We start from the raw sequence: 25,353 nt of genomic DNA on the forward strand, positions 1-25,353 counted from the left end.
TATGCGCGGCGGGCGGCCGCGCGGCGCCACGCAATCAGAGGCCGAGTTCGGACTTCACCGCAGCCAGTCCGTCGCCACCATCCTTGGTGGTCACGCCGGCAAGCCAGGGCTCGATGGCAGAGGGGTTGTCCTTCAGCCAGGCGGCAGCGGCCTTCTCCGGATCTTCGCCGTCGTTCAGGATCTTGCCCATGATCTCGTTTTCCATCTCAAGCGAGAAGTTCAGGTTCTTGAGCAAGGCGCCGACATTCGGGCATTCGGTCGTATAGCCGGCGCGCACATTGGTGTGCACCGTGGCGCCGCCGAAGTTCGGGCCGAAGATGTCGTCGCCGCCCGAGAGGTAGGTAAGCTTGAAGTTGGCGTTCATTGGATGCGGCTCCCAGCCGAGGAAGACGATCGGCTCGCCGTCCTTCTCGGCGCGCGCCACCTGCGCCAGCATGCCCTGTTCGGAGGATTCGACGACCTCGAAGCCCTTGAGATCGAACGTTCCCTTCTCGACCATGTCGATGATCAGGCGGTTGCCGTCATTGCCAGGCTCGATGCCGTAGATCTTGCCCTCGAGCGCATCCTTGTGGGCGGCGATGTCCTTGAAGTCCTTGATGCCGAGCTCAGCACCCTTGGCGTTGGTCGCCAGCGTGTATTTGGCGCCTTCGAGATTTTGGCGGACGGTTTCGACCGATTTGTCGTCGCGATAGGGTTTGATGTCGGCTTCCATGGTCGGCATCCAGTTGCCGAGGAAGACATCGATATCCTTGTTCTTCAGCGACGTGTAGGTAACGGGGACCGAAAGCACCTTGACGTCAGTCTCGTAGCCGAGCGCCTCAAGGATGGTGGTTGCCGTCGCCGTCGTGGCGGTGATGTCCGTCCAGCCGACGTCGGAGAAGCGGACGGTGCCGCAGCTTTCCGCCTCGGCCGCGGCCGCATTGCCGGCGGTCAAGGCCGCCATGCAGATGGCACCTGCCAGCATGAATTTGAGCGAGAATGTCCTTGTCATCGTTGTCGTTCCCCTGCCTGTGTTCTTTTTTTAGCCAAACACCAATGCGCCCCGAATTCAAGGCCTTGGCGTCGAGGGAAGTGTATTGTCTCATTCCATTGAGGGGATGCACAAAACGACGCTGAATGTCGCAATGCCTGCGAAATGGCGCTCCACAAACATTGATAGGCTCACGAGCGGCGCGGGTGGACCAATTTCCGCCGACGGCGAAAATCTGTGGGTCGCGCCGACGCGCTCTGGTCATCAGCTCTTTGCAAGGTCATGTAGCGGAGACGACGTCTGGGAACCCTGGTCATGGCCAAACTCTATTTCAGCTACGCGACGATGAATGCGGGCAAGAGCACGCTGCTCCTGCAGGCCGCCTACAACTATCAGGAGCGCGGCATGCGCGTCGTGATGCTGATCGCCGCCTTCGACGATCGGGCAGGCACGGGGCGCATCGCATCGCGCATCGGGCTCCAATCGGAGGGGATCCCGTTCCGTGGGAAGGACGACCTCTTCAAACTCGTCGAGCGGCTGAACGGCGACGGATCCGGCCAGATCGCCTGCGTCTTCGTCGACGAGGCGCAGTTCCTCGGCGAGGACCAGGTGTGGCAGCTCGCGCGCGTCGCCGATCGCCTCGGCATTCCGGTCATGGCCTATGGCTTGAGAACGGATTTTCAGGGGAAGCTCTTTCCGGGTTCTATGGCGTTGCTGGCGATTGCCGACGAGTTGCGCGAGGTCAGGACGATCTGCCATTGCGGACGCAAGGCGACGATGGTCGTACGCCTCGACGGCAACGGCAAGGTCATGCGCGAGGGGGCGCAGGTCGATGTCGGCGGCAATGAGAAATACGTCTCCTTCTGCCGCCGCCATTGGGAAGACGAGATGCGCGCCGGCTGACGGCGGCGCCCCGATCTTCAATGGGAGTTCCAAGCATGCGGTCCGTCGCCTTCGCCACCTGTCTCGCCTTCGTCGCGACACCGAGCCTGGCAGATGGCGACGCCAGGGCGGGCGCCGCGGTCTTTCGGAAATGCAGTGCCTGCCCTCCGGCGACGGAACCGGCGAACCGGGTGGGACCGAGCCCTGATGGGCGTTGTCGGCCGTCCCGTCGCTTCGTTCGGCGGCTACAACTATTCCGATGCAATGAAGGCGTTCGGCACTCAAGGTAAAGTGTGGGACGAGGTTACGCTCTCCGAATATCTGTTGAGCCCACGGACTCTGGTAAGCGGCACCAGAATGAGTTTTCCGGGACTGAGGAGGCCGTCGGACATTGTCGACTTATCGCCTATCTCAAAAATCCCACCGCCGGCCAATGAGCGGACCGCGCAGCCTCGCCTTACCTGCGAAAAAAGCCCGCCGGCGTCTCTTGTCCTGACCTGCTAAACACCCTTTATATAACTGCAATCAAGGGCTGAGCAGATTGGTCCGCGGGCACAGCCGCCCGGACGGACAAAGGGGATAGGACATGGCCACTCTTCAGAATTTTGACGCCGAAATCGCCAAGACGCGCAGTGTCGTCGACGAGATGCGCGGCAAGCTCGAACAGTCGGGCGTCGTGCTAGAGCAATTCGCCAAGGCGGACACCAAGCTCGGCGATGTCAATTTCGACATCGAGAACGCCCGCATTCAGGACGTCCTCAAACAACAGAAGGCGATGGAAGCCAACATCGCCGATCTGATCATCGGTCTCGAAGATGCAACGAACGTCTTCGGTGCCGAGTTCGAGAGCATGAAAAACTATACGGGTTACGAGAAGTTCATCGGCATGTTCTCCAAGCAGTCGATGCAGCGGATGCGCACCGACCGGGTGCGCAACATGTCGCTCGCCGGAAACCTTCAGGAACTGCTCGTCAAGTCCGACACCATCGTCGGCATCCTCAAGGAGCAGAAGGCGATCCTCGACCAGCGCTACAAGACCTCCGAGCAGAGCCTCATCCAGGTGATCGAGCGCCGCAAGGGCACGATGGCTGCGCTGGTGGAGACCCAGAAGCGCATCGAGGAGCTCAACCCTCTGCTGCTCGACGTCGAGAATCGGATCGCCGCTTCCACGGACCAAACGACCCGCACCGAACTCGAGTCCGAGCGCTCGCGGCTGGCGACGGAATACAACGAGAAACAGGCCAAGGAACAGGAACTGCTCGCCGAGAGCCAGACGCTCGAGCGCTATACCGCGATGTTCCAGACCTTCGTCGATTCGCTCAACAATCAGATCGCCGCGCAGAACACGCTGATCAACAAGCTGACGATCGATACGGAGCAGCGCATCGTCCTCTACAAGTCGCTGGAAGATTCGCTGAAGACCGCGGCGCAGCAGGACGTGGCTCACAAGATCAATACGCTCGGCAGTCAGGTCGACACCGCCGCCGAGGAAACGATGGCCGGGATCGGCGCCGCCGCCCAGCGGCATATCGGCGACCTTCTCGAAATGCATGAAAAGAACATGCTCGCGACCCAGGATATCCAGCGGCGCAAGAAACTGGCCGACGACGCCTTTGCCCGTCGCTTCCAGACGGTGATGGACAAGCACAATGCCGCAAACTACGTGAAGCAGTGATCGGCAAGGCGGCAATGACCGGCTTTCCGACCGCCTTTCGGCATATGCCGGAGGGGTTTACATGAACACCGCCGTATCGCCTGCCGTCAGGCAATATTTCACCTCGATCAGGGCCGCATTGGCCGGTCTCGAGCTGTTTCTCGGCGACCGCAATTCACCGCTTTACCGCAACACGGTCGTCGGCGAGGTCATTGTTCCCTATCTCGCCCGGCTGAAGGCATCGGTTGCCTGCTGGGAGAATCGCATCGGATTCGTAGAGCATTTCCGGATTTCGCGGGCCGAGAGCGGCTTTCCGGTCTTCCAGAACGTGCTGGAGCTCGAGAACGACCGGCAGAGCGCGGAAAAGCGGCTGGCGAGCATTCCCTCCGCGGATGCGCTGCGCGAGGAAATGGTCGATTTCATCCTCAGGCAAAAGGCCTTTCCGGAGGCGCTGCAGGCGCGCATGGCCGAACGGCTCTATCTCGAGCAGATCGGCAAGGGCGACATCTTCTCGCCTTTCATCCTGCCGGAGACGATCCGGGTCGCCGTCAACCCGAAGAAGATGCGGCCCTATTATGTGGTCGCCTGGGGCGCCTTCGACGGCACGCAGACGCTGCCGATGATCTATATGGCGACGGTCGAGGATTCTTCCGACAATATCGTCGAGATGCTGGTGACCGAAGACGGCAAGCTCAATCCGGAGATTGAGATCCCGCTGCCGGTCGGCGGACTGCTCAATCCGCAACTGGCGAGCCGTTTCGACGATTTCGCCTCGAAGAACAGCGCCTATTCGCTGACGCCGGTGACGATCGCCACCAATCTCGACAGGGATTTTCCGGAACTGCATCCAAAACAGCTTCGGCGCATCGTGCTCGGGCCGTTCTATTCGGCTGGAATCACGGAGAACAACGCGCGGATCAACGACATACTCTCGAAGGTGCGCAAGACCGAGAATGCCTGGCTTTTGACCTGGACGGTGCAGGAGGTCTTCTCCAAGGCCGAGCGGCCGGCGGAGCGTGGCTTCTGGTCGACGACGCCGGCGCAGGAGGAGTTTCACATCGATACCGGCAATCTCGAAGCCGCGCGCATGGGCGTGAGCGCCTACGAGAAGCATGCGCTGGTGCCGCACGACGCCTATCAGGCGCTCTACGCGGCAGGCGAGGCGGCGCAGGTGTTCGGTGACTACAAGGTGCATGTTATCTCCGGCAACCAGGTGGTGAGCGAGGTTTGATCGATGACGCTGAACACGGGCCTGACGACGCTGCACGAGGACGACATCGCCAAGCATCAGGCGGTGGCGCAGAGCCTCGTCACCAAGCTCGTCATTCTCGAGCGGGATGAGCCATCGGCGGGCACACCCCTTGCCGGCACCGGCCGCCGTTTCGTCTCGACCGTATCGACGGGAGGCCAGCGCCGCAGCCGGGAGGTGGAACTCGCCCGGACGATCCAAGCGGTGCGCGGCGCCGATCCGCTGCTTTCGCCGGCCCAGCACGCCGCGCTTTACCGTACCCGGCGCGGCATCCAGGTGGCGCTCGCGGTTTCGGATGTTTTCGCGCGGCAGACGAATCTCGAACAATTGCAGGCGCGTAACGCGGGCACGCCGCTTTCCGGCGAAGACGCAAGTCATTTCAAGGCGCTGCTCTCGGCCGCCGCCTATATCGCCGCCTTCACCCTTGCCGCCTATCTCGGCGCGACGCTGCAGGGTGAGGGCGAGCCGGTCGACGATGCCGCCGAGCCGGATTTCCTCTTCGATACGCCCCAGGACGCACTGAAGAGCATGGTCGCCGGGCTCGATCGCAGTCTTGCCGGTGCGCCGGACGATCTGGCCTTGACGGCGCGGGCCCGCGCCTTCTCTCGCGTCGCGATCGAAGGGCTGCTTGCCCGCAAGGCGCGCTTGACCGGGCTGCAGAACTTCGAGAATGTCCACATCCGGCTCGACCAGGATGACTTCACCCTGAACGGTTTCGATGTCGCGCCCGGGCAGAAGCGCAAGCCCTTGGTGATGACCTTCAAGAAGCCGGAGGAGATCATCGGCAATCACATTGCCAAGTATCAGGCGCTGAAACTTGCCAAGATGCTGATGGCCTACGACTTCGACCGGCAGATGAATCCCTTCGTCGAACTCGGCGGCTTCCTCTTCACCTTCATCGGCGACGGCATGCCGGGTACCGGCAAGACGATCCTGATCCAGATGCTTGCCGGCATGCTCCACGACTATTGCGGTGTCGCCGGCTACGCCTTCCATTACGAGAATTTCGGCGTCGACCAGATCTCCTCCTATCAGGGCAAATCGGGCCAGAACTGCAAGGAGTTCGTCAACAACGTGATGAACCCGCGGGCAATCGGCTTCGGCACGATCGACGACGTCGATCAGGTGACGGCGAAGCGCTCCGACGATCGCGCTTCCGCCGGCCAGCACGAAGTGACGGCGGTGCTGATGGAGAGCTTCGCCGGCGCCTCGACAGTGGTGCGCGGCAATTGCACCTTCGGCATGTTCTCGAACCATCCGGAGAATGTCGACGATGCCCTGCGCCAGCGCGCCGGCGCACGTTGGCTGGTCGACGGGCCGCAGACGGAGGCCGACTATATCGACATCTTCGCGCTGCTCGTCGGCAAGAACCACAAGATCCCGCTCGGGGAGCACGATCTCTATGCCGGCCAGGAGATCAAGCGCGCCGTCTCGCAATCCTATGCGGCCCATGCCCGGCCGCAGGAGGACGGGCTTGCGGCGGTTTGGGAACGCTACGAGAAGGAGAAGGGCAAGATCGCCTCGCTCGCCGATGTCGGCGCCTATCTGCACATGATCAAGGAGGCGGAGCCGCGCTTCACCGGCCGGGCGATCCGCAACATCACCGACGCGATCAAAATGCGGGCGATGGACGTCGAATTGCCGGACGACTGGTTCAAGGATGCGGGCACCTTCATGCACAAACCCTACGACGAGAAGAAGGCGATGATCGAGGACCTGCGCGGCCCGATCACCATCGACATGGTGCTGCAGGAGATCAACCGCTACGCCGATAGCGAATTCCGCTATACCGACAAGTCGGACGACGCCGCCATTGCCGAAATCATCCGCCGCGAGCGGCAACGCGAGAAGGCGATCCGCGAGATCGAGACAATGAAGCGCGAGGGCCGATGGCAGGGATGACAGAAGAGAACATCGCCCCATGAAGCGCCTTGTCGAAGCCGAGCTCATCTATGGGCGGCTGCTCGATATTTCCGAGCCGCATCTTGTGGCGCGCTATAACAAGGCGCTCGAAGGGTTGGGGCTGAAGCCGACGGCGCTCGAGCGCTTCAGCATCGATGTGACCGGCTTTTCGCCGGAAATTGCTGAGGAGCTCGGAGACCGCGATTATCTCGATCCGAACCGGGTCAACCGGCGCTTCATCATCCTGACGCCCGCCCAGGCGGACCTGCCGGTGGTCCATACGAGCTTTTCCAACACCGCGGCGCTGATGCATGAGTTCTTCAACGCCAACAGCCGGGCTATCAACGCCGTCACCATCAAGGATGCGCTCTATGGCGAGATCGAGGATTCGGTGTCGGTGGTCGAGGACATCGACGATCTGCTGTCGATCAACGAGGTCCGCTTCCGCGTGCTTTCCGCCGAGGACATGCTCGGAAAGGCGGCGGAGCTCCGGGAGCTCGTCGACCGGCTGAAGAAAGTGCCGGACGCGTGGGCGGACGACGCCATGCTGGACCGGATGGTGGAACTCGCCAAGCTGACCGGCGACATCCGCCAGAATGCTCTTGTCCCAGAGGAGCTGGTGTTTCGGCACGAGGCCTTCTGGGCCAATCATTTCGGCGGCGTCTATGTCTTCCTCGACCAGAAGACGACGACGGTGATCTGCGATCCTTCCGTGCCCGGCTTCAGGCGCTCGCGGCCCTGGCAGGTGAGCTATATCGCGATCGGCGATTACGCGCGCATCTACGACTTCCTGACGACGACGAACCGGCTGCAACTGCCGCAGGCCTCCTGGGTGCAGGAGTCGGGCCTCTTCCAGCACCGGGCCGACATGGCAATCCGCGGGCTGATCAACGAAGCCGATCCGGATGCGGATCTGCTGAATGCCGATCGAATCTGGCTACAGACCTGGATCCATCGCAACGCCGCGCTGGTGGCGCGCGATGGCACCTACCCGTTCCTGCAGGAAGTTGCGCGGGCGATCGCCGCAACGGGGACGGTGAAGATGCAGGAGATCGCCCCGGAGAACCGTTTCCTGCTGGTGCGGGCCGCTCCCGACCATCCGGACAAATGGCTGGTCAACCAACTCGTCTCGCAGCTCGTCCCGCGCGACTTCGTCTCCCGCTTCGTGTTCGACAAACAGGGCTTTTATGCTGCCTACGAACACTACGGCGAAAAGTTCCGCGAATATGTTGTGGCGACCCTGACGGGCACATATCTGAAAGACAAGACCGCCTTCCGGCACAAGCTCTACGGTCTCAAAGAGGAATAGGACATGCTCGATCCGATCGTTGTGTTTTTTCAGCGCGTGTTCACGGCGATCGGCCGCGGCATAGGTCTGGCGGTCTCCTGGCTCCTCTGGCCCTTCGTGGCGCTCGGCAACTGGTATGGGGCGCGGAGCTGGATCATCAAGGGGCCGATCGGACTGGTGCTGCTCGGGCTGATCTTCTTCTACGGCTATTTCATCTGGCAGACGCAGGCCTGGACCAATTTCGATCCGGACTATGTCAATCGCTACAAGCTCGCCGAGCGCAAGGTGCCGGCGGGTTCGCCGATCAGCGGCCCGGGGGCGACGACGGGACAATCCGGTAGCGCGGCGGCTACGAGCCAGGCCGCAGCCGTGGTGCCCTCGGACGGGTCGACCACGGAAGCGCTCGACATGGTGCAGTTGCCGGCCGGCACGGTCTGCCAGACCTCGGCGACCGTCGATGTCGCGGCCGATCTCATCGACCTCAACGTCAACCAGAACGCCTGGATTTCCTCGATGCTCGCCTACAAGCTCGGCCTGTTCGGGATGGACTGGGACGACACGCCCTGGCTCGACAACAAGGCGTCGTTCCAGCGCGGCATCAACCAGGCGGTGCGCCGCACCAGCGTCGAACTGGTCGACTCGCTTGGCCGGGTGCGCGGTACCTCCGGCGTCAACAACGACCTGCAGGCCGCACGCGGCAACATTCAGTTCGACGAGGAAACCTGGTATTTCGGCATCAATCCTTTCGGTCCGAAGACCCCGACGCCAAGCTTCTACCGTGCCGCCGAGCGCGACCTTCGGAAATTCAACGTTTCGCTCGGCAAATGCGAGGCGATCTTCGACGGCCGGTCCGACAACATGGTCGAGTTCCTCGACCGCATCGCCAACGATCTCGGCAATACGTCGGCGATCATCCGCGAGCGTTCGGAATTCCACAATGGCGGTTGGTTCGATACGCGCGCTGACGACCGTTTCTGGTTCGCCTTCGGCCAGCTCTACGGTTATTACGGCATTCTCTCGGCGGCCGGTGCCGATTTCGAGAATGTCGTCGCCCAGCGCGGGCTGACGCCGATCTATACGGAGACGCTGAAGCAATTGCGCTCGGCGCTGCGTATCCAGCCGCTGATCATCTCCAACGGCCGCGAGGACGGCTGGATCATGCCGACGCATCTGGCGACGATGGGCTTCTATATTCTTCGCGTGCGCTCCAACCTGGTGGAGATGCGCGACATCCTTGCCCGCTGACGGCCGGCATGGCAGCGTAAGCACAAGGAAACGGAGCGCGCATCCGGCAGAGGAGGCGGGATGTACGCACCAAACAGGGGGAAGCCATGGGGGAGGTCAAGTCCGACATCGAAATCGCGCGTGCTGCGCGCAAGCAACCGATCATGGAGATCGGGGCTAAACTCGGCATTCCGCCGGAGCATCTGCTGCCTTACGGCCATGACAAGGCGAAGGTCAGCGCCGAGTTCATTGCCGCGCAGAAGGATAAGAGAGACGGCCGGCTGATCCTGGTGACGGCGATCAACCCGACGCCGGCCGGCGAGGGCAAGACGACGACCACCGTCGGCCTCGGCGACGGCCTCAACCGCATCGGCAAGAAGACGATCGTCTGCATTCGCGAGGCCTCGCTCGGTCCCTGCTTCGGCATCAAGGGGGGTGCGGCCGGCGGCGGCTATGCGCAGGTGGTGCCGATGGAGGATATCAACCTGCACTTCACCGGCGATTTCCACGCCATCACCTCGGCCCACAACCTGCTCGCCGCGCTGATCGACAATCACATCTATTGGGGCAACGAGCAGGCGATCGACATTCGCCGCATCGCCTGGCGGAGGGTGATGGACATGAACGATCGGGCGTTGCGCCAGATCATCGGCTCGCTCGGCGGTGTCGCCAATGGCTATCCGCGCGAGACCGGCTTCGACATTACCGTCGCTTCCGAGGTCATGGCGATCCTGTGCCTTGCCGCCGACATCAAGGATCTGGAAAAACGCCTCGGCAACATCATCATCGGCTACCGGCGCGACAAGAGCCCGGTCTATGCGCGCGACATCAAGGCGGACGGGGCGATGGCGGTGTTGCTCAGGGATGCGATGCAGCCGAACCTGGTGCAGACGCTCGAGAACAATCCGGCCTTTGTCCATGGCGGCCCCTTTGCCAATATCGCGCATGGCTGCAACTCGGTGGTGGCAACGACGACGGCGCTGAAGCTTGCCGACTACGTCGTGACCGAAGCCGGTTTCGGAGCGGATCTCGGCGCCGAGAAATTCTTCGACATCAAGTGCCGCAAGGCCGGCCTGAAGCCGGACGCCGCCGTCGTCGTCGCCACCGTCAGGGCGATCAAGATGAATGGCGGCGTGAAGAAGGACGATCTCGGCAAGGAGAATCTCGAGGCGGTCAGGAAGGGATGCGCCAACCTCGGCCGCCACGTGCAGAACGTCAAGAAATTCGGCGTGCCGGTGCTCGTCGCGATCAACCACTTCACCTCCGATACGGAGGCGGAAATCCGCGCAATCAAGGACTATGTCAGGACGCTCGGTTCCGAGGCGGTCCTGTGCCGGCACTGGGCCGAGGGATCGGCCGGCATCGAGGAACTGGCGCATAAGGTCGTCGATCTCGCCAATGCCGGCCACTCGCAGTTCTCGCCGCTCTATCCGGACGACATGCCGCTCTTCCATAAGATCGAGTCGATCGCCAAGGACATCTACCACGCCAGTGAAGTGATTGCCGACAAGGTGGTGCGGGATCAGCTGAGGACCTGGGAAGACCAGGGCTATGGCCATCTGCCGATCTGCATGGCGAAGACGCAATATTCCTTCTCCACCGACCCCAACCTGCGCGGCGCTCCCAGCGGCCATGCGGTGCCGATCCGCGAAGTCCGCCTTGCGGCCGGAGCCGGCTTCGTCGTCGTCATCACCGGCGAGATCATGACGATGCCGGGCCTGCCGAAGGTGCCGTCCTCGGAGAAGATCCGCCTCAACGAAGCGGGCTACATAGAGGGGCTGTTCTGACGGTGGTGCAGTAGTGCCGGCTCAATCGAGACCGCCGATAAAGTCCGCCTTGCCGAGCGGCACGCCCTTATGGCGCAGGATGTCATAGGCCGTGGTCAGATGGAAATAGAAGTTCGGCAGCACGAACTTCAGCAGATAGTCGTCGCCGCTGAAGGTGACCTTCAGATTCGGGAAGTTGAGGGTCACCTCGCGCTTCTCGCTGCCCTCGAGGTGTTCCGGTGTCACGGTTTCGAAGAATGCCACCGTCTTGTCGATCCGCTGACGCAGATCGGCAAAGCTCTGCTCATCGTCGGGAAACCGCGGCACTTCAAGCGTTGTCAGTCGAGCGATGGCGTTCTTGCTGGTGTCGCTCGCTCGCTGGACTTGACCCGACAGCGGCAGCATGTCCGGCGCGAGCCGCGCGCTGAAGAGTTCGTCGAGCGGCGTGCCCGATTTGGCGGCAAAGGCCTCGCCCTTGTCGAGGAGCCCGCCGAGCGCGGAAAAGCCGCGTGTGAAGACGGGGACGGAGAGCGAATACATTCTCAAAGGCATGGGTCGTTCCTCGATAAGGCGTTGCGGACGATGCCGCTGTTAGATCGTGTCGCTCGGCGGCGGGTTCAATCGGCGGCGGAGATCTTTGCCAATCCGAAAGAGAATTCGTGCTGATGTTGGCTCGATTGCGCGCCACCATGGAACCACAATGACACCTTCGGAACTGCAGACCTACCTTTATTCACATATCCCGCTCTCCGCTGCGATGCAGGTGGAGGTGGCTGCGGTGGAGTGGGACCATGTCCTCCTCCGGGCGCCTCTGGCACCGAACATCAACCATCGCGACACGGTTTTCGGCGGCAGCGCTTCGGCACTTTCGATACTCGCTGCCTGGTCGCTGCTGCATGTCCGGCTTCGTGGGAGTGGCATCGCAAGCCGCCTGGTGATCCAGAGCAACCGCATGGACTATCTTAGGCCGATCGACGGTTCCTTCTCGGCCCGCTCGCGGCTCGAAGACTCCCACCAATGGCCAGGCTTCCTGCGTCTGCTCGAACGGCGGGGCAGGGCGCGTCTGACGGTGACGGCCGAACTCATGGCCGAGGGTGAGGTCGCCGGCACCTTCTCCGGCGAATTCGTGGCACTTGGATACGGGAACGCGAGCATTGACGGAGGCGGCTAGCGGCAATAGCGATAGCCGTTCTTTCGTTCGATGACGTCGAAATGCAGGTGTGTTTCATGGGCCGCGTCGCTGCCCGGATCGAGGACGGTCGTGAAGTAGAGGCAGCCGGAGGCGGTCACGGCGCGCTGGAAGGCGCCGGTCAGAGTGCCGTCTTCGTCGCGCGGCTCGATTTCGACGGTCTTGCCGTCTGCGAGGCTGAAAGAGGCGATGTCGACAGCGTTACCGCGTGCGTGCTCGGAGATCTTTCCCGTCTTTGCGTTGTTCCTAAGCCGGCAGACATAGGAGGAGGCCTGGTTCAGCGCCGAAATACGGGCGTCGGCTCCGAATGCGGCCTCCGCCGCCGGAGTGGCCGTCTCCTTCACCCAACGGGCGAGCGCCAGGGCCGTTTCGCAGCGCATCACTCCCTCGGGCTCAAGCGCGACGCCCGGCAGGACCGAACGGACTCGGATCGGCTTGTCGATGCCGCAGCCCTTGCCGTCGTCGATGCGGGCAGTCTCCGCAAAGGCGCTGCCGATCTCCTTGAGCGCGGCCAGACAGGAGGCATAGGCTTTCGGGTCTTCCTTTTCGATCGGCAGAAGCGCTTCCTCGCGGAGAGAGTCGTCTTTCCACCCAGGCGGTAGGTCTTTGCCAGCCCCGACACTTAAGTTTTCTTGATCGCTCGCTTGAGGTTTTCTCTGCGGCGCGGCAGGTTTTGGCGTGGGCGTCGGCTGTTCGCCTTGATCGGTATCCGGCCTCGCTACGGGTAGCGGGCCTTCCTTCGGAAGCGCCGCCCCCCAGAGCACGAGGGCGGAAATCAGTACCACTCCGACAGCGCGCATGCAGGTCCTTTCCGTTTGTCACGGTCAAACGCATGAAAGGCCATCCTGTTTCAAAATGTGCTGAAACTGAGGAGGACGGACGGGATATATGTGCCCTAAAATTATATTGACTTTTTCAGTCATGTTTTTTATGTGGCCCAAATAAGGCGATGACGTGACTGGATTCGCCGATTCCGACACCTGCCCAGCCAGCCCTTGAGTTTGCCGCTCAACAGCAAGCCCGGCCAACAAACTCATAGGACTGGTCCATGCTCAACCGGCATCATCGCCTGGCTCTTCTCGCATGCACGGCAACACTCGCATTGTCCGTCGCCTCCGGCAGCTTCGCGCAAAGCGCGACAACATCCCAGCCGACAGAGGCCGAAGAATCGGAAGCGGCAAAGAAGGGCGAGACCTATCTCTCGCCGATCATCGCCAAGGGCGGACGCGAGGCCAATCCCTATGCGAAGCCCGGTCCTTCGAGCGTCGTCAGCACGGACCAAATCGAGCTTCAGGCGGGCCAGGAGACCGACGATCTGCTGCGCAGCGTGCCCGGCACGTCGACGGCCAACAACCCGCAAAATCCCGGCGTTGCCGCCAATATTCGCGGTTTCGAGGGCTCCGGCCGCGTCAACATGATGATCGACGGCGTTCGCCAGAACTTCCGCTTCACCGGCCACGAGGCCCAGGGCTTCGCCTATGTCGATCCGGCCTTCCTTTCCGAGATAGACCTGACCCGCGGCGCCGTCACTGGCATCGGAGGCGGGGCGCTGGCCGGTTCGGTCAATTTCAAGACCTATGACATCGAGGACCTGATCCAGGACGGCAAAAACTATGGCGGTCAGGCCGTCGCCACCTACGGCAGCAATGGCGCCGGCTGGTCGGAATCCTTGCTCGGCGCCTATCGCTTCAACGACGTCTTCTCTGTGCTTGGCGGGATCAGCAAGAGCGATCCGGGTAATTACGACAATGGCGACGGCATCGAAGTTCCCTTCACCGAGGAGGATCTGCTTTCCGGCCTCCTGAAGGCCGAGATCACGCCGGACAAGGACCATTCTTTCAAGTTCAGCGCAATCTCCTACGACAATGACTTCTTCGCGAACTCCTATTTCCAAAACGTCAGAAACCAGACGGTCAGCGCGAACTACGCCTACACGCCCGACAATGAACTGATCGATTTCCGCGCCAACTCCTACTGGAACCGCCTGCGGATGAAGTACGATACCAACCTCCTGGGTGCCGGCGGCGCGGCGGGGCGGCGGATCACCGACACGGGTATCGGCTTCGACATTTCCAACACCTCGACATTCGATTTGGGCGAAGTTGCCGTGCGCTCCAACTACGGCGTCGAATATTTTCAGGATGACTACGATGTGATCAACAGCACGGCGCAGCCGACCGGCGGCGTCAACGGCGGCGGCAAGAACGCGACGACGGGCATCTTCAATTCGACGACCTTCACCTATGGCATCGTCGACCTCACTGCCGGCCTGCGCTACGACCAATTCAACATCGACGGCACCGGATCGGTGAGCGCCGGTAATCCGCTCGGCATGCCGGCAGGCGCCTATAGCGTCGACGAATCGGACGGCCGCCTCAACCCGAGCGTTACGCTCGCCGTCAATGCCACCGAGTGGCTGCAGCCCTACGTGACCTATGCCGAGACCTCGCGTGCTCCGACGGTCAACGAAATCTTCGTGGGCGGTTCGCATCCGGGCGGCTTCCAGATGTTCTTCCCCAACCCGTTCCTCCAGCCAGAAATATCCAAGGGCTGGGAAATCGGCGCGAACATCAATCTGGACGACCTCATTGCTACGGGAGACAGCTTCCGCCTGAAGGCGAACTATTTCCATAACCGGGTGGACAATTACATCACTGCGGCTTTGGCCAACGGCGGGATGAAAATATTCTTTGTCAACAATCCGGGAATATCCACGGTTCAAGGCTTTGAACTGCAGGCAGCCTATGATGCCGGCTATGTCTTCGGCGACCTTGCCTACACGCATACGGAGAGCGACCTCCCGTCACAGGTCAACGGCTTTGGCGTACAGAGCTTCCTTCCCGATGACATCGTAAGTGCGACCCTCGGGGCACGCTTCCTCGAGGAACAGCGCCTCACGGTAGGCACGCGGATCTATGCCGTTTCCAATGCCTTCATCGGCGAGGAGAATGCGGGGGCAAGCGGCTCCGCCACCGTTCCCGGCTACGGACTGGTGGACCTCTTCGCGAACTACAAATTCGAGAACGGTCTCGAACTCACCGGCAGTGTGACGAACGTCTTCGACAAGACCTACACGCCGGCGTCGAGCACGATCGCCGGCAGCACGGTCGACACCGGCCGCGGTCGGACGTTCCTCGTCACCGCGAAGGCGAAGTTCTAGGCTCCGTTGCCTGACTGCATGGAGAGGCGGCTCGAAAGGGCCGCCTCTTTTCTTTCGGCGCGCGAACATTCGGTGCTGTTTTCCCGCTTGCGTGAGGCCGCAAGCCACGCTAACACTTCGCCCATGGCAAACACGCAGAACATTTCGATCTGGTGGTGGGCTCGCTGAGGCGGCCTTGACCAGTCATGCGTGATTGAGACATGAAGCCGCCCGGAGATTTCGAGGCGGCTTTTTTCGTATTCGAGCCGCGTGGAATGACCGGGCTTTTACGGAGCGAGGCGAATGGCAACGGTAATTCTGAAAGACGGCGCGGAGAGTTACACCACGAATGGCGGCATTGTCGTGACGCGCCGGCGGCGCGACGCGTCCTATGCGGATGCGATCGCCTCCTATGTGGACAGGCTGGACGAGCGCCGCGGTGCGGTGTTCTCGTCGAATTACGAATATCCGGGGCGCTATACCCGCTGGGACACTGCCGTCGTCGACCCGCCGCTCGCCATCTCCTCCTTCGGCCGCTCGCTCTGGATCGAAGCCTATAACGGGCGCGGCGAGGTGCTGCTGGCGCTGATCGCCGAGCACCTGAAAATGGTTGCCGACATCACGCTCGGGACGCTGACGGCCCGCCGTCTCGATCTCACCATCAATGAGCCCGACCGCGTCTTTACCGAGGAAGAGCGCTCGAAGATGCCGACGGTCTTCACGGTGCTTCGCGCCGTGACGAACCTCTTCCATTCGGAGGAGGATGCGAGCCTCGGCCTTTACGGCGCCTTCGGCTACGACCTTGCCTTCCAGTTCGACGCAATCGACCTGAAGCTCGCCCGGCCGGACGACCAGCGCGACATGGTCCTCTTCCTGCCGGACGAAATCCTCGTCGTCGATCACTATGCCGCCAAGGCCTGGATCGACCGCTACGATTTCGCCAGGGACGGTGTCTCGACCGAGGGCAAGGCGGCGGAGATTGCTTCCGAACCGTTCCGCACCGTCGACAGCATCCCGCCGCACGGGGATCATCGCCCGGGCGAATACGCCGAGCTCGTCGTCAAGGCGAAGGAGAGCTTCCGCCGCGGCGACCTCTTCGAAGTGGTGCCTGGGCAGAAATTCTATGAGCGCTGCGAAAGCCGCCCCTCCGAAATCTCCAACCGGCTGAAGGTGATCAACCCGTCGCCCTATTCCTTCTTCATCAATCTCGGCAACCAGGAATACCTCGTCGGCGCCTCGCCGGAGATGTTCGTGCGCGTTTCCGGGCGCCGCATCGAGACCTGCCCGATCTCCGGCACGATCAAGCGCGGCGACGATCCGATCGCCGACAGCGAGCAGATCCTCAAGCTCCTGAACTCGAAGAAGGACGAATCCGAGCTCACCATGTGCTCGGACGTCGACCGCAACGACAAGAGCCGCGTCTGCGTGCCGGGCTCGGTCAAGGTGATCGGCCGCCGCCAGATCGAGATGTATTCGCGGCTGATCCACACGGTCGACCATATAGAGGGGCGGCTGCGCGACGACATGGACGCCTTCGATGGCTTCCTCAGCCACGCCTGGGCGGTCACCGTCACCGGCGCGCCGAAGCTCTGGGCGATGCGCTTCATCGAGAGCCATGAGAAGAGCCCGCGCGCCTGGTACGGCGGGGCGATCGGCATGGTGGGCTTCAACGGCGACATGAACACCGGGCTGACGCTGCGCACGATCCGCATCAAGGACGGCATTGCCGAGGTGCGGGCGGGGGCGACGCTGCTCTATGATTCCAATCCGGAAGAGGAAGAAGCCGAAACCGAACTGAAGGCCTCCGCCATGATTGCAGCCATTCGCGACGCGAAATCCGCCAACAGCGCCAAGGCGGCGCGCGACGTCGCCCCCGTCGGCGCCGGCGTCAATATCCTGCTGGTCGATCACGAAGACAGCTTCGTCCATACGCTGGCCAATTATTTCCGCCAGACGGGTGCGACGGTGACCACCGTGCGCACGCCGGTTGCCGAGGAAATCTTCGATCGGGTGAAGCCGGACCTCGTCGTGCTTTCTCCCGGCCCCGGCAGCCCGAAGGATTTCGACTGCAAGGCGACGATCAAGAAGGCGCGGGCGCGTGAACTTCCGATCTTCGGCGTCTGCCTCGGCCTGCAGGCGCTGGCCGAGGCCTATGGCGGCGATCTCAGGCAACTGGCGGTCCCGATGCACGGCAAGCCGTCGCGCATCCGCGTGCTGGAGTCGGGCATCGTCTTCTCCGGCCTCGGCAAGGAAGTGACGGTCGGGCGCTACCATTCGATCTTTGCCGATCCGTCGAGCCTGCCGCGCGACTTCATGATCACCGCCGAAAGCGAGGACGGAACGATCATGGGCATCGAGCATCTCAAGGAACCGGTGGCGGCCGTGCAGTTCCATCCGGAATCGATCATGACGCTCGGCGGAGACGCCGGCATGCGGATGATCGAGAACGTCGTGGCGCACCTGGCGAAGAGGGCGAAGATCAAGGCCGCCTGAGGCCCTCGCTGACGACCCCTTGAGAGTAATCGCGAGAGTGCGATCGCGCCTTTGACAAGCCGTTCATTATCGCCCATATGAGGCATGAAAATCCGCCTGCGCGAAAACCCGCGCGGGCGGTTTTGCGTTTCAATGGGCATGCATTTGCAACTCGTTTGCATCTGCACGAGGAATGAAGATGACCGCGTCCGACAATCGAACGGTTCTAAGGCTCGCCTTTTGGGGCATCCCGCTTTCTCTCGGGGTCATGGGGCTGAAGCTGCTTGCCTGGTGGGTGACAGGGTCGGTCGCATTGCTGTCAGACGGCCTGGAGTCCGTAGTCAACGTCGTTGCCGCGGTGATCGCCTACGCGATGATCGGCTACGCAGCGAAGCCGGCGGACGCCGGCCACCCCTTCGGGCATCACAAGGCGGAGTATTTCTCGGCGGTCATCGAAGGTGTCCTGATCGTCGTGGCGGCGCTGTCCATCCTTTGGGAGGCCGTGCCCGAGATGATGGCGCCGTCCTTGCTGAAGGCGCCGGCGCTCGGCCTGGCAATCAACTTCGCTGCGGGTGTCGTCAACGCGATCTGGGCCTATGTCCTGATCCGCGCCGGCAGGGCGCATCGTTCGCCGGCACTCAGCGCCGACGGACATCACATCCTCTCCGACGTCGTCACGTCGGCCGGGGTGCTCGCGGGTCTTGTTCTTGCCGTTGCCACCGGCTATGCAATTCTCGATCCCTTGCTTGCCGTGGTCGTCGCCGCCAACATCCTGTTTCAGGGCTGGAAGGTCATCTCGCGCTCGATCGACGGGCTGATGGACAAGGCTGTGCCGGCGGAGGAAGAAGAGGCGATCAAGCAGGCGATCGCCGCCAATGCCGGCGGGTCGCTCGGCGTCCATGACCTGAAGACGCGGCAGGCGGGTCCGGCGACCTTCGTGGATTTTCACATGGTCGTGCCGGAGGCGATGCCGGTCGGCGACGCCCATGATATTTGCGACCGGATCGAGGTTGCTATCCGCGCCGTTCATCCGGGCGCAAGGATCGCCATCCACGTCGAGCCGGAAGGCGAAAAACCGCACGGCGTGCGCGTCAAAACCAGAACGGGATGACGAAAAAGGGTGTGCGGTGCTTTGCCCGCATCGCTCCAAACTTAAGGAACCAGGGAAATGCCGAAGACCGACGTATCAGGACTTTCACAACTGGGGGCGAAGGTCGACCTGCCGCAGAGCCCCGAGGAGGCGGTGCTCGAACGCGTGCCGAGCGGCCATGAGGGTACGGATTTCCTCGTCCGCTTCACGGCGCCGGAATTCACCTCGCTCTGCCCTATGACCGGACAGCCGGACTTCGCCCACATCGTTATCGACTACGTGCCGAACGGCTGGCTGGTCGAATCGAAGTCGCTGAAGCTGTTCCTGCATTCCTTCCGCAATCACGGCGCCTTCCACGAGGATTGCACGATCGACATCGCTAAGCGGCTGGTGTCGCTTCTTTCTCCGAAGTGGCTGAGGATCGGCGCCTACTGGTACCCGCGCGGCGGTATCCCAATCGATGTGTTCTGGCAGACCGGCAATCCGCCCGCAGGCGTCTGGCTGCCGGATCAGGGCGTGCCGACCTATCGCGGCCGCGGCTGAAGCGGCGGGAAGCCCGCCGCCCTTGCGCCGGTATGGTCAGCCGAAGATCATCGCGGCGCCGGCCAGCGCGGTGACGCCGCCGAGAAGGCGGGCAAGCGTGCCGTTGCTCGAAAGCCTCGCGAGCGCGATACCCAGGCCAAAGCCGGCGGCGTGCAGCAATGCGGTTGCGGCGATAAAGCCGAGAGCGAAGGGCCAGGCGCCGGCCAGCCCCAGTTCGCTGCCATGGGCATGGCCGTGGAAGAGGGCGAAGATGCCGACGATCGCAGCGGCCGGCGCCACGTCGAGGCGCACGGCGATCGCGACGATCAGGCCGAGGGCGACGACCGAGGCGAGGATCGCAGGCTCGGCGAAGGGCAGGGAAACGGCGGCGAGCGCCAGTCCGAAGCCGACAGTCATCATCCCGACGAAGGCAGCAGGAACAGTCCAGAGCGCGCGGCCGCCGATCTGCGCGGCCCAGAGGCCGACGGCGACCATCGCCAGAACATGGTCCGCGCCGAAAAACGGATGGGAAAGACCGGCCGCCAGCGAACCGTGCTCGACCGGGTCGAGATGCGCGAAGGCGGGCGCCGCGGAAGCGCCGAGTGCGGCGGTGGCAATGAGCATGCGTGTCTTCATTATGGTCCCCATTTGTCGGCGGGCACGGGAGGCAGCCCGTCCGCTCTGATGACGCGCTGATCTTATTGGGCTTTTTCGCGCTGTCCATACGGCATTTGACGGTGCACCCATTTACCATTGCGGCAGCGCTCGGGGTCCGGACCTTTATTCACTGGCGGTTTGCATTGTCATCGGCATCGAGTCGCATTATCTGACCTTGAGACATTTCACGAGGAGTCCGAAGAATGCGGATGAACGACGACGACCAGGAAGAAAAGAAGACCGAACTGCCGCTGGGCAAGGAAACCGAGGCGAACCTTTTCAAGTCTCGTTCGATTTTCATCTACGGAACGATCAACCAGGAACTGGCGCAGAAGGTCTGCTCGCAGCTGGTGGCGCTTGCCTCGGCCAGCGACGAAGACATTCGCATCTTCGTCAACTCGCCGGGCGGACACGTCGAATCCGGCGACAGCATTCACGACATGATCAAGTTCGTGAAGCCGAAGGTCTGGACGATCGGCACGGGTTGGGTGGCCTCCGCCGGCGCGCTCATCTTCGTCGCTCCGCCGAAGGAACGGCGCCTTTGCCTGCCGAATACCCGCTTCCTGCTGCATCAACCGTCCGGCGGCACCCGCGGCATGGCTTCGGACATCGAGATCCAGGCGCGTGAAATCATCAAGATGAACGAACGGCTTAACAAGATCTTCTCCGAAGCGACCGGCCAGCCGGTCGAGAAGATCGCCAAGGACACGGACCGCGACTACTGGCTCGGCGCCGACGAGGCGAAGTCCTATGGACTCGTCTCGCGGATCATCACATCGGTCGCGGAGATTTGACGTCGGGTCACCCCAGCGAATCGCCCCTCATCCGGCTGCTGCCACCTTCTCCCCGCAGGCGGGGAGAAGGGTTCTGCCGCACCGTTCTGCCTATTTATGTTGACTTCGACGCCAGCCCCGCAGGCTATTGGTGAAGCCTCAGCTAACACGGGCTACACCCATCAGCTCCCTTGCTCCGCTTCGCCAAGCCGTGTATAGGCACTCTTATGACCAAGGCTTACGCGCACAAGATCTCAGCGATCTCCTTTGGACACGATCACGATCGTGCCCCCTCGCGCGCCTTTGCCTCGCTTCTTCTTCTCGGCCTTACTCGCGGTTGCCGGGTCCGGTGAGGGGCGCCCGGCGGCCGAAAGCCTTGCCGGCAGATGCTCCTCGAACACCCCAGAACTGAAACAATGGCGTCGGCATCAGCCTCGCAATATGGTCCGTGATCGGTTATTGCATCCGGCAAGCCACGCTCCAGTGACGAAGAGAAGCTGCACATGACACTGAGATCGCATCCCATCAAGGCCGGCATGCCCGAGGCCGCGGTGAAATATCAGGCCTATCCGCAGGTCGCGCTGCCGGACCGCACCTGGCCGTCGAATACGATCAGCAAGGCGCCGATCTGGTGCTCGGTGGACCTGCGCGACGGCAACCAGTCGCTCGTCGATCCGATGGGGCACGACCGCAAGGCCCGCATGTTCCACCTGCTCGTCGACATGGGGTTCAAGGAAATCGAGATCGGCTTCCCGTCTGCGTCGCAGACCGATTTCGACTTTGCCCGCTGGTGCGTCGAGGAGGGCAATGTGCCGGCCGACGTGTCGCTGCAGGTGCTGGTGCAGTGCCGGCCGGAACTGATCACCCGTACCTTCGAGGCGCTTGAGGGCGGCCACCGACCGATCGTCCACTTCTACAACTCCACGAGCGAGCTGCAGCGCCGCGTCGTGTTCGCCAAAGATGTCGCCGGCATCAAGCAGATCGCAACCGACGCCGCCAAGATGATCACCGACATGGCGGCAAAGGCTGGCGGCGGCTATCGCTTCGAATATTCGCCCGAGAGCTTCACCGGCACCGAACTGGAAGTGGCGCTGGAGATCTGCAATGCGGTCACGGAGATCGTCAGGCCGACCCCGGACAACAAGCTGATCATCAACCTGCCGTCGACCGTCGAGATGGCGACGCCGAACGTCTATGCCGACCAGATCGAATGGATGTGCCGCAATCTCGACAACCGCGAGAACCTGATCATCTCGCTGCATCCGCACAACGACCGCGGCACCGGCATCGCTGCCACCGAACTGGGCCTGATGGCCGGCGCCGATCGCGTCGAGGGCACGCTGTTCGGCAATGGCGAGCGCACCGGCAATGTCGACGTGGTGACGCTGGCGCTCAACATGTTCACGCAAGGGGTCGATCCGAAGCTGGACTGCTCGGATATCGAGCGGATCAAGGAAGTCTACGAATATTCGAACCAGATGGTCATTCCGGAACGCCATCCCTATGTCGGCGAACTGGTCTACACCGCCTTCTCCGGCTCGCATCAGGACGCCATCAACAAGGGCATGAAGGCGCTGAAGCAGGCCAACAAGCCCATCTGGGAAGTGCCGTATCTGCCGATCGACCCGCGCGATGTCGGCCGCAGCTACGAGGCCATCATCCGGATCAACTCGCAATCGGGCAAGGGCGGCATCGCCTATATCATGCAGGAAGACTACGGCATCAACCTGCCGCGCAACCTGCAGATCGAGTTCCGCGAGGACATTCAGCGGATCACCGACGAAGAAGGCAAGGAATTGCCGTCGAAGCGCATCCATCAGCGCTTCATCGAGCGCTATGTCGAGCAGCCCGGCGCACGCATCAAGTTCGTCGATCACCACACCTATCCGGTGGGCGACAACAAGGGGCTCAGAGTCGTTGCCGCCGAGATCACCGATCGCGGCGAGACGAAGCGGATCGAAGGCAAGGGCACCGGCCCGATAGACGGTTTCATCAACGCGCTGTCGATCTATCTCGGCATCGAGCTCTCGGTCGCGGACTATTCCGAGCACTCGCTGCAGCACGGCTCGAACGCCGCCGCGATCGCCTATGTGGAGGTCGAGCATCCGGGCGGCACGCTCTTCGGTGCTGGCATCAATACCAACATCGTCGCGGCCTCGCTCGAAGCGATCGTCTCGGCCGCGAATCGCGTGTTGGAGACGGTGGCGAAGTGAGCCCGTGACGATGGCCAGCGGGCTGTTCTGAAGACGGCGCTCGCCTGCGATTGCCCCTCTTCTCGGGTTTAACCCGAGGACTAGCGCTCTCCCCGCTTGCGGGGAGAGGGGACTAAGGCAACGCGGCAAACCCCTTCGCCCCGCATTGTGGGGAGAAGGTGCCGGGGGCCGAACCGCGACGTTCCAACGTGCTCAGATGGCGGCCGCCACCGTGCGCGCCAGATCCTGCAGACCGGCGGCCGATGACGGCCCGACGACGACGAAGGAGGCGCCCTCCTTCTGCCAGGAGACCAATCCCAGATCGCCGCGGATAACCTCGCTGAAGGTGTCCGCCTTGGCCCCGTCGGCGCTCCTCAAGAAGCAGATGGCGAAGATCTCGTCCTCCTGGTCACGGTAGACGAGCTGGGCGACCGGCTTGCCATTGGCGACCAGCAGCCTTGCGCCTTCGAAGGCAAGTCCCGTGCTCGTAAGATCGGGAATCTTGAAGCGGACGCCGACGCTCGCGGTCAGCCAGGTTTCTATGTGGGCCGCTTGCGAGGCCGGGACCTCGACCAGATGCTCCTTCTGGCGCGAATAGACGCGATGGTAGTCGGCAATCTCGTTGACCCACGGGCTCGCGGCGGTCTCGCCGACCGGTTCGACGAAATTGGCCGTGCTGCCGAGAATGAACCCGGCGACGCCGCCGGTCAGCAGCAGGCCGATCGCGGTGGCAACAAGGCGTGGCAAGACCCGGGCGCCTCGTGTCGGGAGGTTCGACGTCGTTACCCGCTCGAGCTTCGGGTTGATGCCGCCTCCCTGCTTTATCTGCCGCACCAGCGCCAGCGGCACCGGATCGTGAAGGAAATCCTCGAAGGCCCTGTTGCCGAATGTGCTGCCCGCCTTCAGCTTGTCAAGCAGCACCCTGGCGTCCTCATCGCGCGTAAGCAGAGCGTCGAGCTCGGATCTTTCCGCCTCGCCGAGTTCGCCGTCGATATAGGCGGACAACCGCACTTCGAGCGCCATCCCTTTCGTCTGCTGCAACGGTCAGGCCCTCCTTTCCGTATCTTCGGACAGCATGGCCGCGAGCCGCAGGCGCGCTGTCGAGAGCCTGCTCATCACCGTGCCGATCGGGATGCCGAGGATCGTCGCGGTCTCCCGGTAGCTGTGACCTTCGACGTTGACCAGCAGGAAGACGCTTGCCAGTCCCTCAGGCATGGAGAGGATCATCTTCTGCAGCTGATTGGCATAGACCGCCTTCTCGGCCGCGGCTTCGACATTCAGTTCACGCTGGTCGAATATGTCGACCATGCTGCCGGTGCCGCGGACCTTGCGCTTGCGGACCTCGTCCACCCAGAGATTGCGGGTCATCGCATAGACCCAACTCTCCAGCCGTCCCTCGCCATTCCACAGATGGCTGCGGCTGATCGCCCGCTCGCAAACCTCCTGGACGAGGTCGTCGGCATCGTTGGCATTGCGCGTCAGCGTCATCGCGAAGCGGCGCAATTTGGGCAGAAGGCTGACCAAATCCCGTCTGAAGTCCTTCATCTCTGCCGCTGGGCGCATTTCTCTTCCAGTGAGACGTGCCGGATCATCCGTCTGTTCGCGCTGCGAACGCACGGCTCATGATATGAAACTTGATCGGAAGTCTGCAAGGGAAGACCCGGATCGCAATGAGTTTTTTGCGGTCCGGCGTACAAGGTTTTGCACGCCGGCAGCCCGGCGTTCGGCGGGGAGGAAGATCCGCGCCGTCAATACTGACGAACGCCGCCGAGCGATTCGAGCAGGGCCCTGTAAGCCCATGTGCCTTCGCCGCCGCGGTCGCGGATTTCGACGAGCTGTGCTCTCCCCTCCTCGACCCGACCTTGCTCGATCAGGGCCTGGCCCATATAGGAGCGGGCGAGAATATAGTTTTCGTCGGCCTGGATGGCGCGCTTGTAATACTGCATGCCGAGCTCCATGCGCCCGGCCTTGCGGTTGCTATAGCCGAGATAGTTCAGGACGCGGGCGCTCTGCTGCTCGTTCATCGCGCCGAGGACCTTGATCGCGTTCTCGTATTGGCCGGCATAGGCGAGCTCGCGTGCCGCGTCGAACAGGACATCGTCGCCAAGATCACTCCGCTTCGCATCGACGCATCGGTTCCGCTTGGCGTCCCAGACCTTGCCGTCCCTGCATTGGGTGGTCGTCTTGGTCTTCTTGGGCGGCGCGCTGTTGTCGTCGCCGACGGCCAACGCCGCCTGGCTTGCCACGGAGGCCGCGAAGGCGGAAAGGGTGAAGAGGATGATCTTGCCGTTCATGATGCCTTTCTCCTGTGAACGATGCGGCGGCCGATGACCGGCCGACGCAGATGTCGCTCCGGCGGCGTTTGACCTCCAACGCGACATAGA

The 25,353-nt window shown here is 62.4% G+C and carries 22 protein-coding genes; 15 read left to right on the forward strand and 7 right to left on the reverse strand.

Annotated features, from left to right (window positions below):
* Positions 1–34: 34 nt before the first annotated feature.
* Positions 35–991 (reverse strand): choline ABC transporter substrate-binding protein, encoded by a 957-nt coding sequence (locus CO656_RS06565; RefSeq protein ID WP_037414862.1) that lies wholly within the window; start codon positions 989–991, stop codon positions 35–37.
* A gap of 294 nt (positions 992–1,285) precedes the next feature.
* Here CO656_RS06565 and CO656_RS06570 point away from each other — a divergent pair, with 294 nt between their 5' ends.
* The 7 genes from CO656_RS06570 to CO656_RS06605 all read left to right on the forward strand — a co-directional run bounded on the left by CO656_RS06570 (position 1,286) and on the right by CO656_RS06605 (position 10,956).
* The gene (locus tag CO656_RS06570) at positions 1,286–1,873 is read left to right on the forward strand and encodes a thymidine kinase (protein WP_037414865.1); all 588 of its coding nucleotides are present in this window, start codon (positions 1,286–1,288) and stop codon (positions 1,871–1,873) included.
* Positions 1,874–2,438: 565 nt separating this feature from the next.
* Entirely contained in the window at positions 2,439–3,527 is a 1,089-nt protein-coding gene (locus CO656_RS06580) for a hypothetical protein (RefSeq protein WP_097525224.1), read from the forward strand.
* Positions 3,528–3,588: 61 nt separating this feature from the next.
* On the forward strand, positions 3,589–4,737 hold the full coding sequence (locus CO656_RS06585) for a hypothetical protein (RefSeq protein WP_097525225.1): 1,149 nt from the start codon (positions 3,589–3,591) through the stop codon (positions 4,735–4,737).
* A 3-nt stretch (positions 4,738–4,740) separates the two neighbouring features.
* The gene (locus CO656_RS06590) at positions 4,741–6,657 is read left to right on the forward strand and encodes an AAA family ATPase (RefSeq protein ID WP_097525226.1); all 1,917 of its coding nucleotides are present in this window, start codon (positions 4,741–4,743) and stop codon (positions 6,655–6,657) included.
* A gap of 19 nt (positions 6,658–6,676) precedes the next feature.
* Positions 6,677–7,966 (forward strand): DUF6638 family protein, encoded by a 1,290-nt coding sequence (locus CO656_RS06595; RefSeq protein WP_097525227.1) that lies wholly within the window; start codon positions 6,677–6,679, stop codon positions 7,964–7,966.
* A 3-nt stretch (positions 7,967–7,969) separates the two neighbouring features.
* Positions 7,970–9,190, forward strand: coding sequence for a DUF2333 family protein (locus CO656_RS06600; RefSeq protein ID WP_097525228.1), 1,221 nt, complete (start codon positions 7,970–7,972; stop codon positions 9,188–9,190).
* A gap of 86 nt (positions 9,191–9,276) precedes the next feature.
* Positions 9,277–10,956: a formate--tetrahydrofolate ligase gene (locus tag CO656_RS06605; RefSeq protein WP_097525229.1), complete on the forward strand. Its 1,680-nt coding sequence runs from the start codon at positions 9,277–9,279 to the stop codon at positions 10,954–10,956.
* A gap of 21 nt (positions 10,957–10,977) precedes the next feature.
* Here CO656_RS06605 and CO656_RS30155 read toward each other — a convergent pair whose 3' ends face one another.
* The gene (locus CO656_RS30155; protein WP_179864718.1) at positions 10,978–11,487 is read right to left on the reverse strand and encodes a DUF1993 domain-containing protein; all 510 of its coding nucleotides are present in this window, start codon (positions 11,485–11,487) and stop codon (positions 10,978–10,980) included.
* A gap of 148 nt (positions 11,488–11,635) precedes the next feature.
* Here CO656_RS30155 and CO656_RS30160 point away from each other — a divergent pair, with 148 nt between their 5' ends.
* The gene (locus CO656_RS30160) at positions 11,636–12,106 is read left to right on the forward strand and encodes a YiiD C-terminal domain-containing protein (RefSeq protein ID WP_179864719.1); all 471 of its coding nucleotides are present in this window, start codon (positions 11,636–11,638) and stop codon (positions 12,104–12,106) included.
* Here CO656_RS30160 and CO656_RS06615 read toward each other — a convergent pair.
* A complete protein-coding gene (locus CO656_RS06615) occupies positions 12,103–12,924 on the reverse strand; it encodes an extensin family protein (protein ID WP_097525230.1) in 822 nt (273 codons plus the stop codon). The two genes, CO656_RS30160 and CO656_RS06615, sit on opposite strands and share 4 nt — an antisense overlap.
* 248 nt (positions 12,925–13,172) lie before the next feature.
* Between CO656_RS06615 and CO656_RS06620 the strand changes: the two genes are divergently transcribed.
* From CO656_RS06620 to queF, 5 genes are all read left to right on the forward strand, one after another.
* Positions 13,173–15,284: a TonB-dependent receptor gene (locus tag CO656_RS06620; protein WP_097525231.1), complete on the forward strand. Its 2,112-nt coding sequence runs from the start codon at positions 13,173–13,175 to the stop codon at positions 15,282–15,284.
* 123 nt (positions 15,285–15,407) lie between these two features.
* On the forward strand, positions 15,408–15,452 hold the full coding sequence (trpLE, locus tag CO656_RS30455) for a trpE operon leader peptide TrpLE (RefSeq protein ID WP_178385068.1): 45 nt from the start codon (positions 15,408–15,410) through the stop codon (positions 15,450–15,452).
* Positions 15,453–15,566: 114 nt separating this feature from the next.
* Positions 15,567–17,756, forward strand: a complete 2,190-nt coding sequence (locus tag CO656_RS06625) for an anthranilate synthase (RefSeq protein ID WP_097525232.1) — start codon at positions 15,567–15,569, stop codon at positions 17,754–17,756.
* Positions 17,757–17,934: 178 nt separating this feature from the next.
* Complete coding sequence (locus tag CO656_RS06630) at positions 17,935–18,846, forward strand: cation diffusion facilitator family transporter (RefSeq protein WP_097525397.1); 912 nt, start codon at positions 17,935–17,937, stop codon at positions 18,844–18,846.
* 57 nt (positions 18,847–18,903) lie between these two features.
* A complete protein-coding gene (gene queF / locus CO656_RS06635) occupies positions 18,904–19,368 on the forward strand; it encodes a preQ(1) synthase (RefSeq protein WP_037414901.1) in 465 nt (154 codons plus the stop codon).
* Positions 19,369–19,404: 36 nt separating this feature from the next.
* Here queF and CO656_RS06640 read toward each other — a convergent pair whose 3' ends face one another.
* A complete protein-coding gene (locus CO656_RS06640; RefSeq protein WP_097525233.1) occupies positions 19,405–19,983 on the reverse strand; it encodes a HupE/UreJ family protein in 579 nt (192 codons plus the stop codon).
* Positions 19,984–20,213: 230 nt separating this feature from the next.
* Between CO656_RS06640 and CO656_RS06645 the strand changes: the two genes are divergently transcribed.
* Entirely contained in the window at positions 20,214–20,798 is a 585-nt protein-coding gene (locus CO656_RS06645) for an ATP-dependent Clp protease proteolytic subunit (protein ID WP_037414905.1), read from the forward strand.
* Positions 20,799–21,280: 482 nt separating this feature from the next.
* The gene (gene leuA / locus CO656_RS06655; protein ID WP_097525234.1) at positions 21,281–22,990 is read left to right on the forward strand and encodes a 2-isopropylmalate synthase; all 1,710 of its coding nucleotides are present in this window, start codon (positions 21,281–21,283) and stop codon (positions 22,988–22,990) included.
* Positions 22,991–23,182: 192 nt separating this feature from the next.
* Here leuA and CO656_RS06660 read toward each other — a convergent pair whose 3' ends face one another.
* From CO656_RS06660 to CO656_RS06670, 3 genes are all read right to left on the reverse strand, one after another.
* Entirely contained in the window at positions 23,183–24,010 is an 828-nt protein-coding gene (locus CO656_RS06660; RefSeq protein WP_050988181.1) for an anti-sigma factor, read from the reverse strand.
* Between the two features lie 3 nt (positions 24,011–24,013).
* Positions 24,014–24,532 carry an RNA polymerase sigma factor gene (locus CO656_RS06665; protein WP_097525235.1) on the reverse strand — a complete coding sequence of 173 codons (519 nt, stop codon included), beginning with the start codon at positions 24,530–24,532 and terminating at the stop codon, positions 24,014–24,016.
* A 185-nt stretch (positions 24,533–24,717) separates the two neighbouring features.
* A complete protein-coding gene (locus CO656_RS06670) occupies positions 24,718–25,263 on the reverse strand; it encodes a hypothetical protein (protein ID WP_037414917.1) in 546 nt (181 codons plus the stop codon).
* Positions 25,264–25,353: the final 90 nt, after the last annotated feature.

Source organism: Sinorhizobium sp. FG01 (assembly GCF_002531875.1).
In the GTDB taxonomy this organism is placed as follows: domain Bacteria; phylum Pseudomonadota; class Alphaproteobacteria; order Rhizobiales; family Rhizobiaceae; genus Sinorhizobium; species Sinorhizobium fredii_C.

Coding starts and splice junctions, on each gene's coding strand:
- CO656_RS06595 (WP_097525227.1), top strand. CDS start 6,677: ATGAAGCGCCTTGTCGAAGCCGAGCTCATCTATGGGCGGCTGCTCGAT.
- CO656_RS06640 (WP_097525233.1), bottom strand. CDS start 19,983: ATGAAGACACGCATGCTCATTGCCACCGCCGCACTCGGCGCTTCCGCG.
- CO656_RS06565 (WP_037414862.1), bottom strand. CDS start 991: ATGACAAGGACATTCTCGCTCAAATTCATGCTGGCAGGTGCCATCTGC.
- CO656_RS06625 (WP_097525232.1), top strand. CDS start 15,567: ATGGCAACGGTAATTCTGAAAGACGGCGCGGAGAGTTACACCACGAAT.
- CO656_RS06670 (WP_037414917.1), bottom strand. CDS start 25,263: ATGAACGGCAAGATCATCCTCTTCACCCTTTCCGCCTTCGCGGCCTCC.
- CO656_RS06645 (WP_037414905.1), top strand. CDS start 20,214: ATGAACGACGACGACCAGGAAGAAAAGAAGACCGAACTGCCGCTGGGC.
- CO656_RS06620 (WP_097525231.1), top strand. CDS start 13,173: ATGCTCAACCGGCATCATCGCCTGGCTCTTCTCGCATGCACGGCAACA.
- CO656_RS06585 (WP_097525225.1), top strand. CDS start 3,589: ATGAACACCGCCGTATCGCCTGCCGTCAGGCAATATTTCACCTCGATC.
- CO656_RS06570 (WP_037414865.1), top strand. CDS start 1,286: ATGGCCAAACTCTATTTCAGCTACGCGACGATGAATGCGGGCAAGAGC.
- CO656_RS06605 (WP_097525229.1), top strand. CDS start 9,277: ATGGGGGAGGTCAAGTCCGACATCGAAATCGCGCGTGCTGCGCGCAAG.
- leuA (WP_097525234.1), top strand. CDS start 21,281: ATGACACTGAGATCGCATCCCATCAAGGCCGGCATGCCCGAGGCCGCG.
- CO656_RS06665 (WP_097525235.1), bottom strand. CDS start 24,532: ATGCGCCCAGCGGCAGAGATGAAGGACTTCAGACGGGATTTGGTCAGC.
- CO656_RS06580 (WP_097525224.1), top strand. CDS start 2,439: ATGGCCACTCTTCAGAATTTTGACGCCGAAATCGCCAAGACGCGCAGT.
- CO656_RS06600 (WP_097525228.1), top strand. CDS start 7,970: ATGCTCGATCCGATCGTTGTGTTTTTTCAGCGCGTGTTCACGGCGATC.
- CO656_RS30155 (WP_179864718.1), bottom strand. CDS start 11,487: ATGCCTTTGAGAATGTATTCGCTCTCCGTCCCCGTCTTCACACGCGGC.
- CO656_RS06630 (WP_097525397.1), top strand. CDS start 17,935: ATGACCGCGTCCGACAATCGAACGGTTCTAAGGCTCGCCTTTTGGGGC.
- CO656_RS06615 (WP_097525230.1), bottom strand. CDS start 12,924: ATGCGCGCTGTCGGAGTGGTACTGATTTCCGCCCTCGTGCTCTGGGGG.
- CO656_RS06590 (WP_097525226.1), top strand. CDS start 4,741: ATGACGCTGAACACGGGCCTGACGACGCTGCACGAGGACGACATCGCC.
- queF (WP_037414901.1), top strand. CDS start 18,904: ATGCCGAAGACCGACGTATCAGGACTTTCACAACTGGGGGCGAAGGTC.
- CO656_RS30160 (WP_179864719.1), top strand. CDS start 11,636: ATGACACCTTCGGAACTGCAGACCTACCTTTATTCACATATCCCGCTC.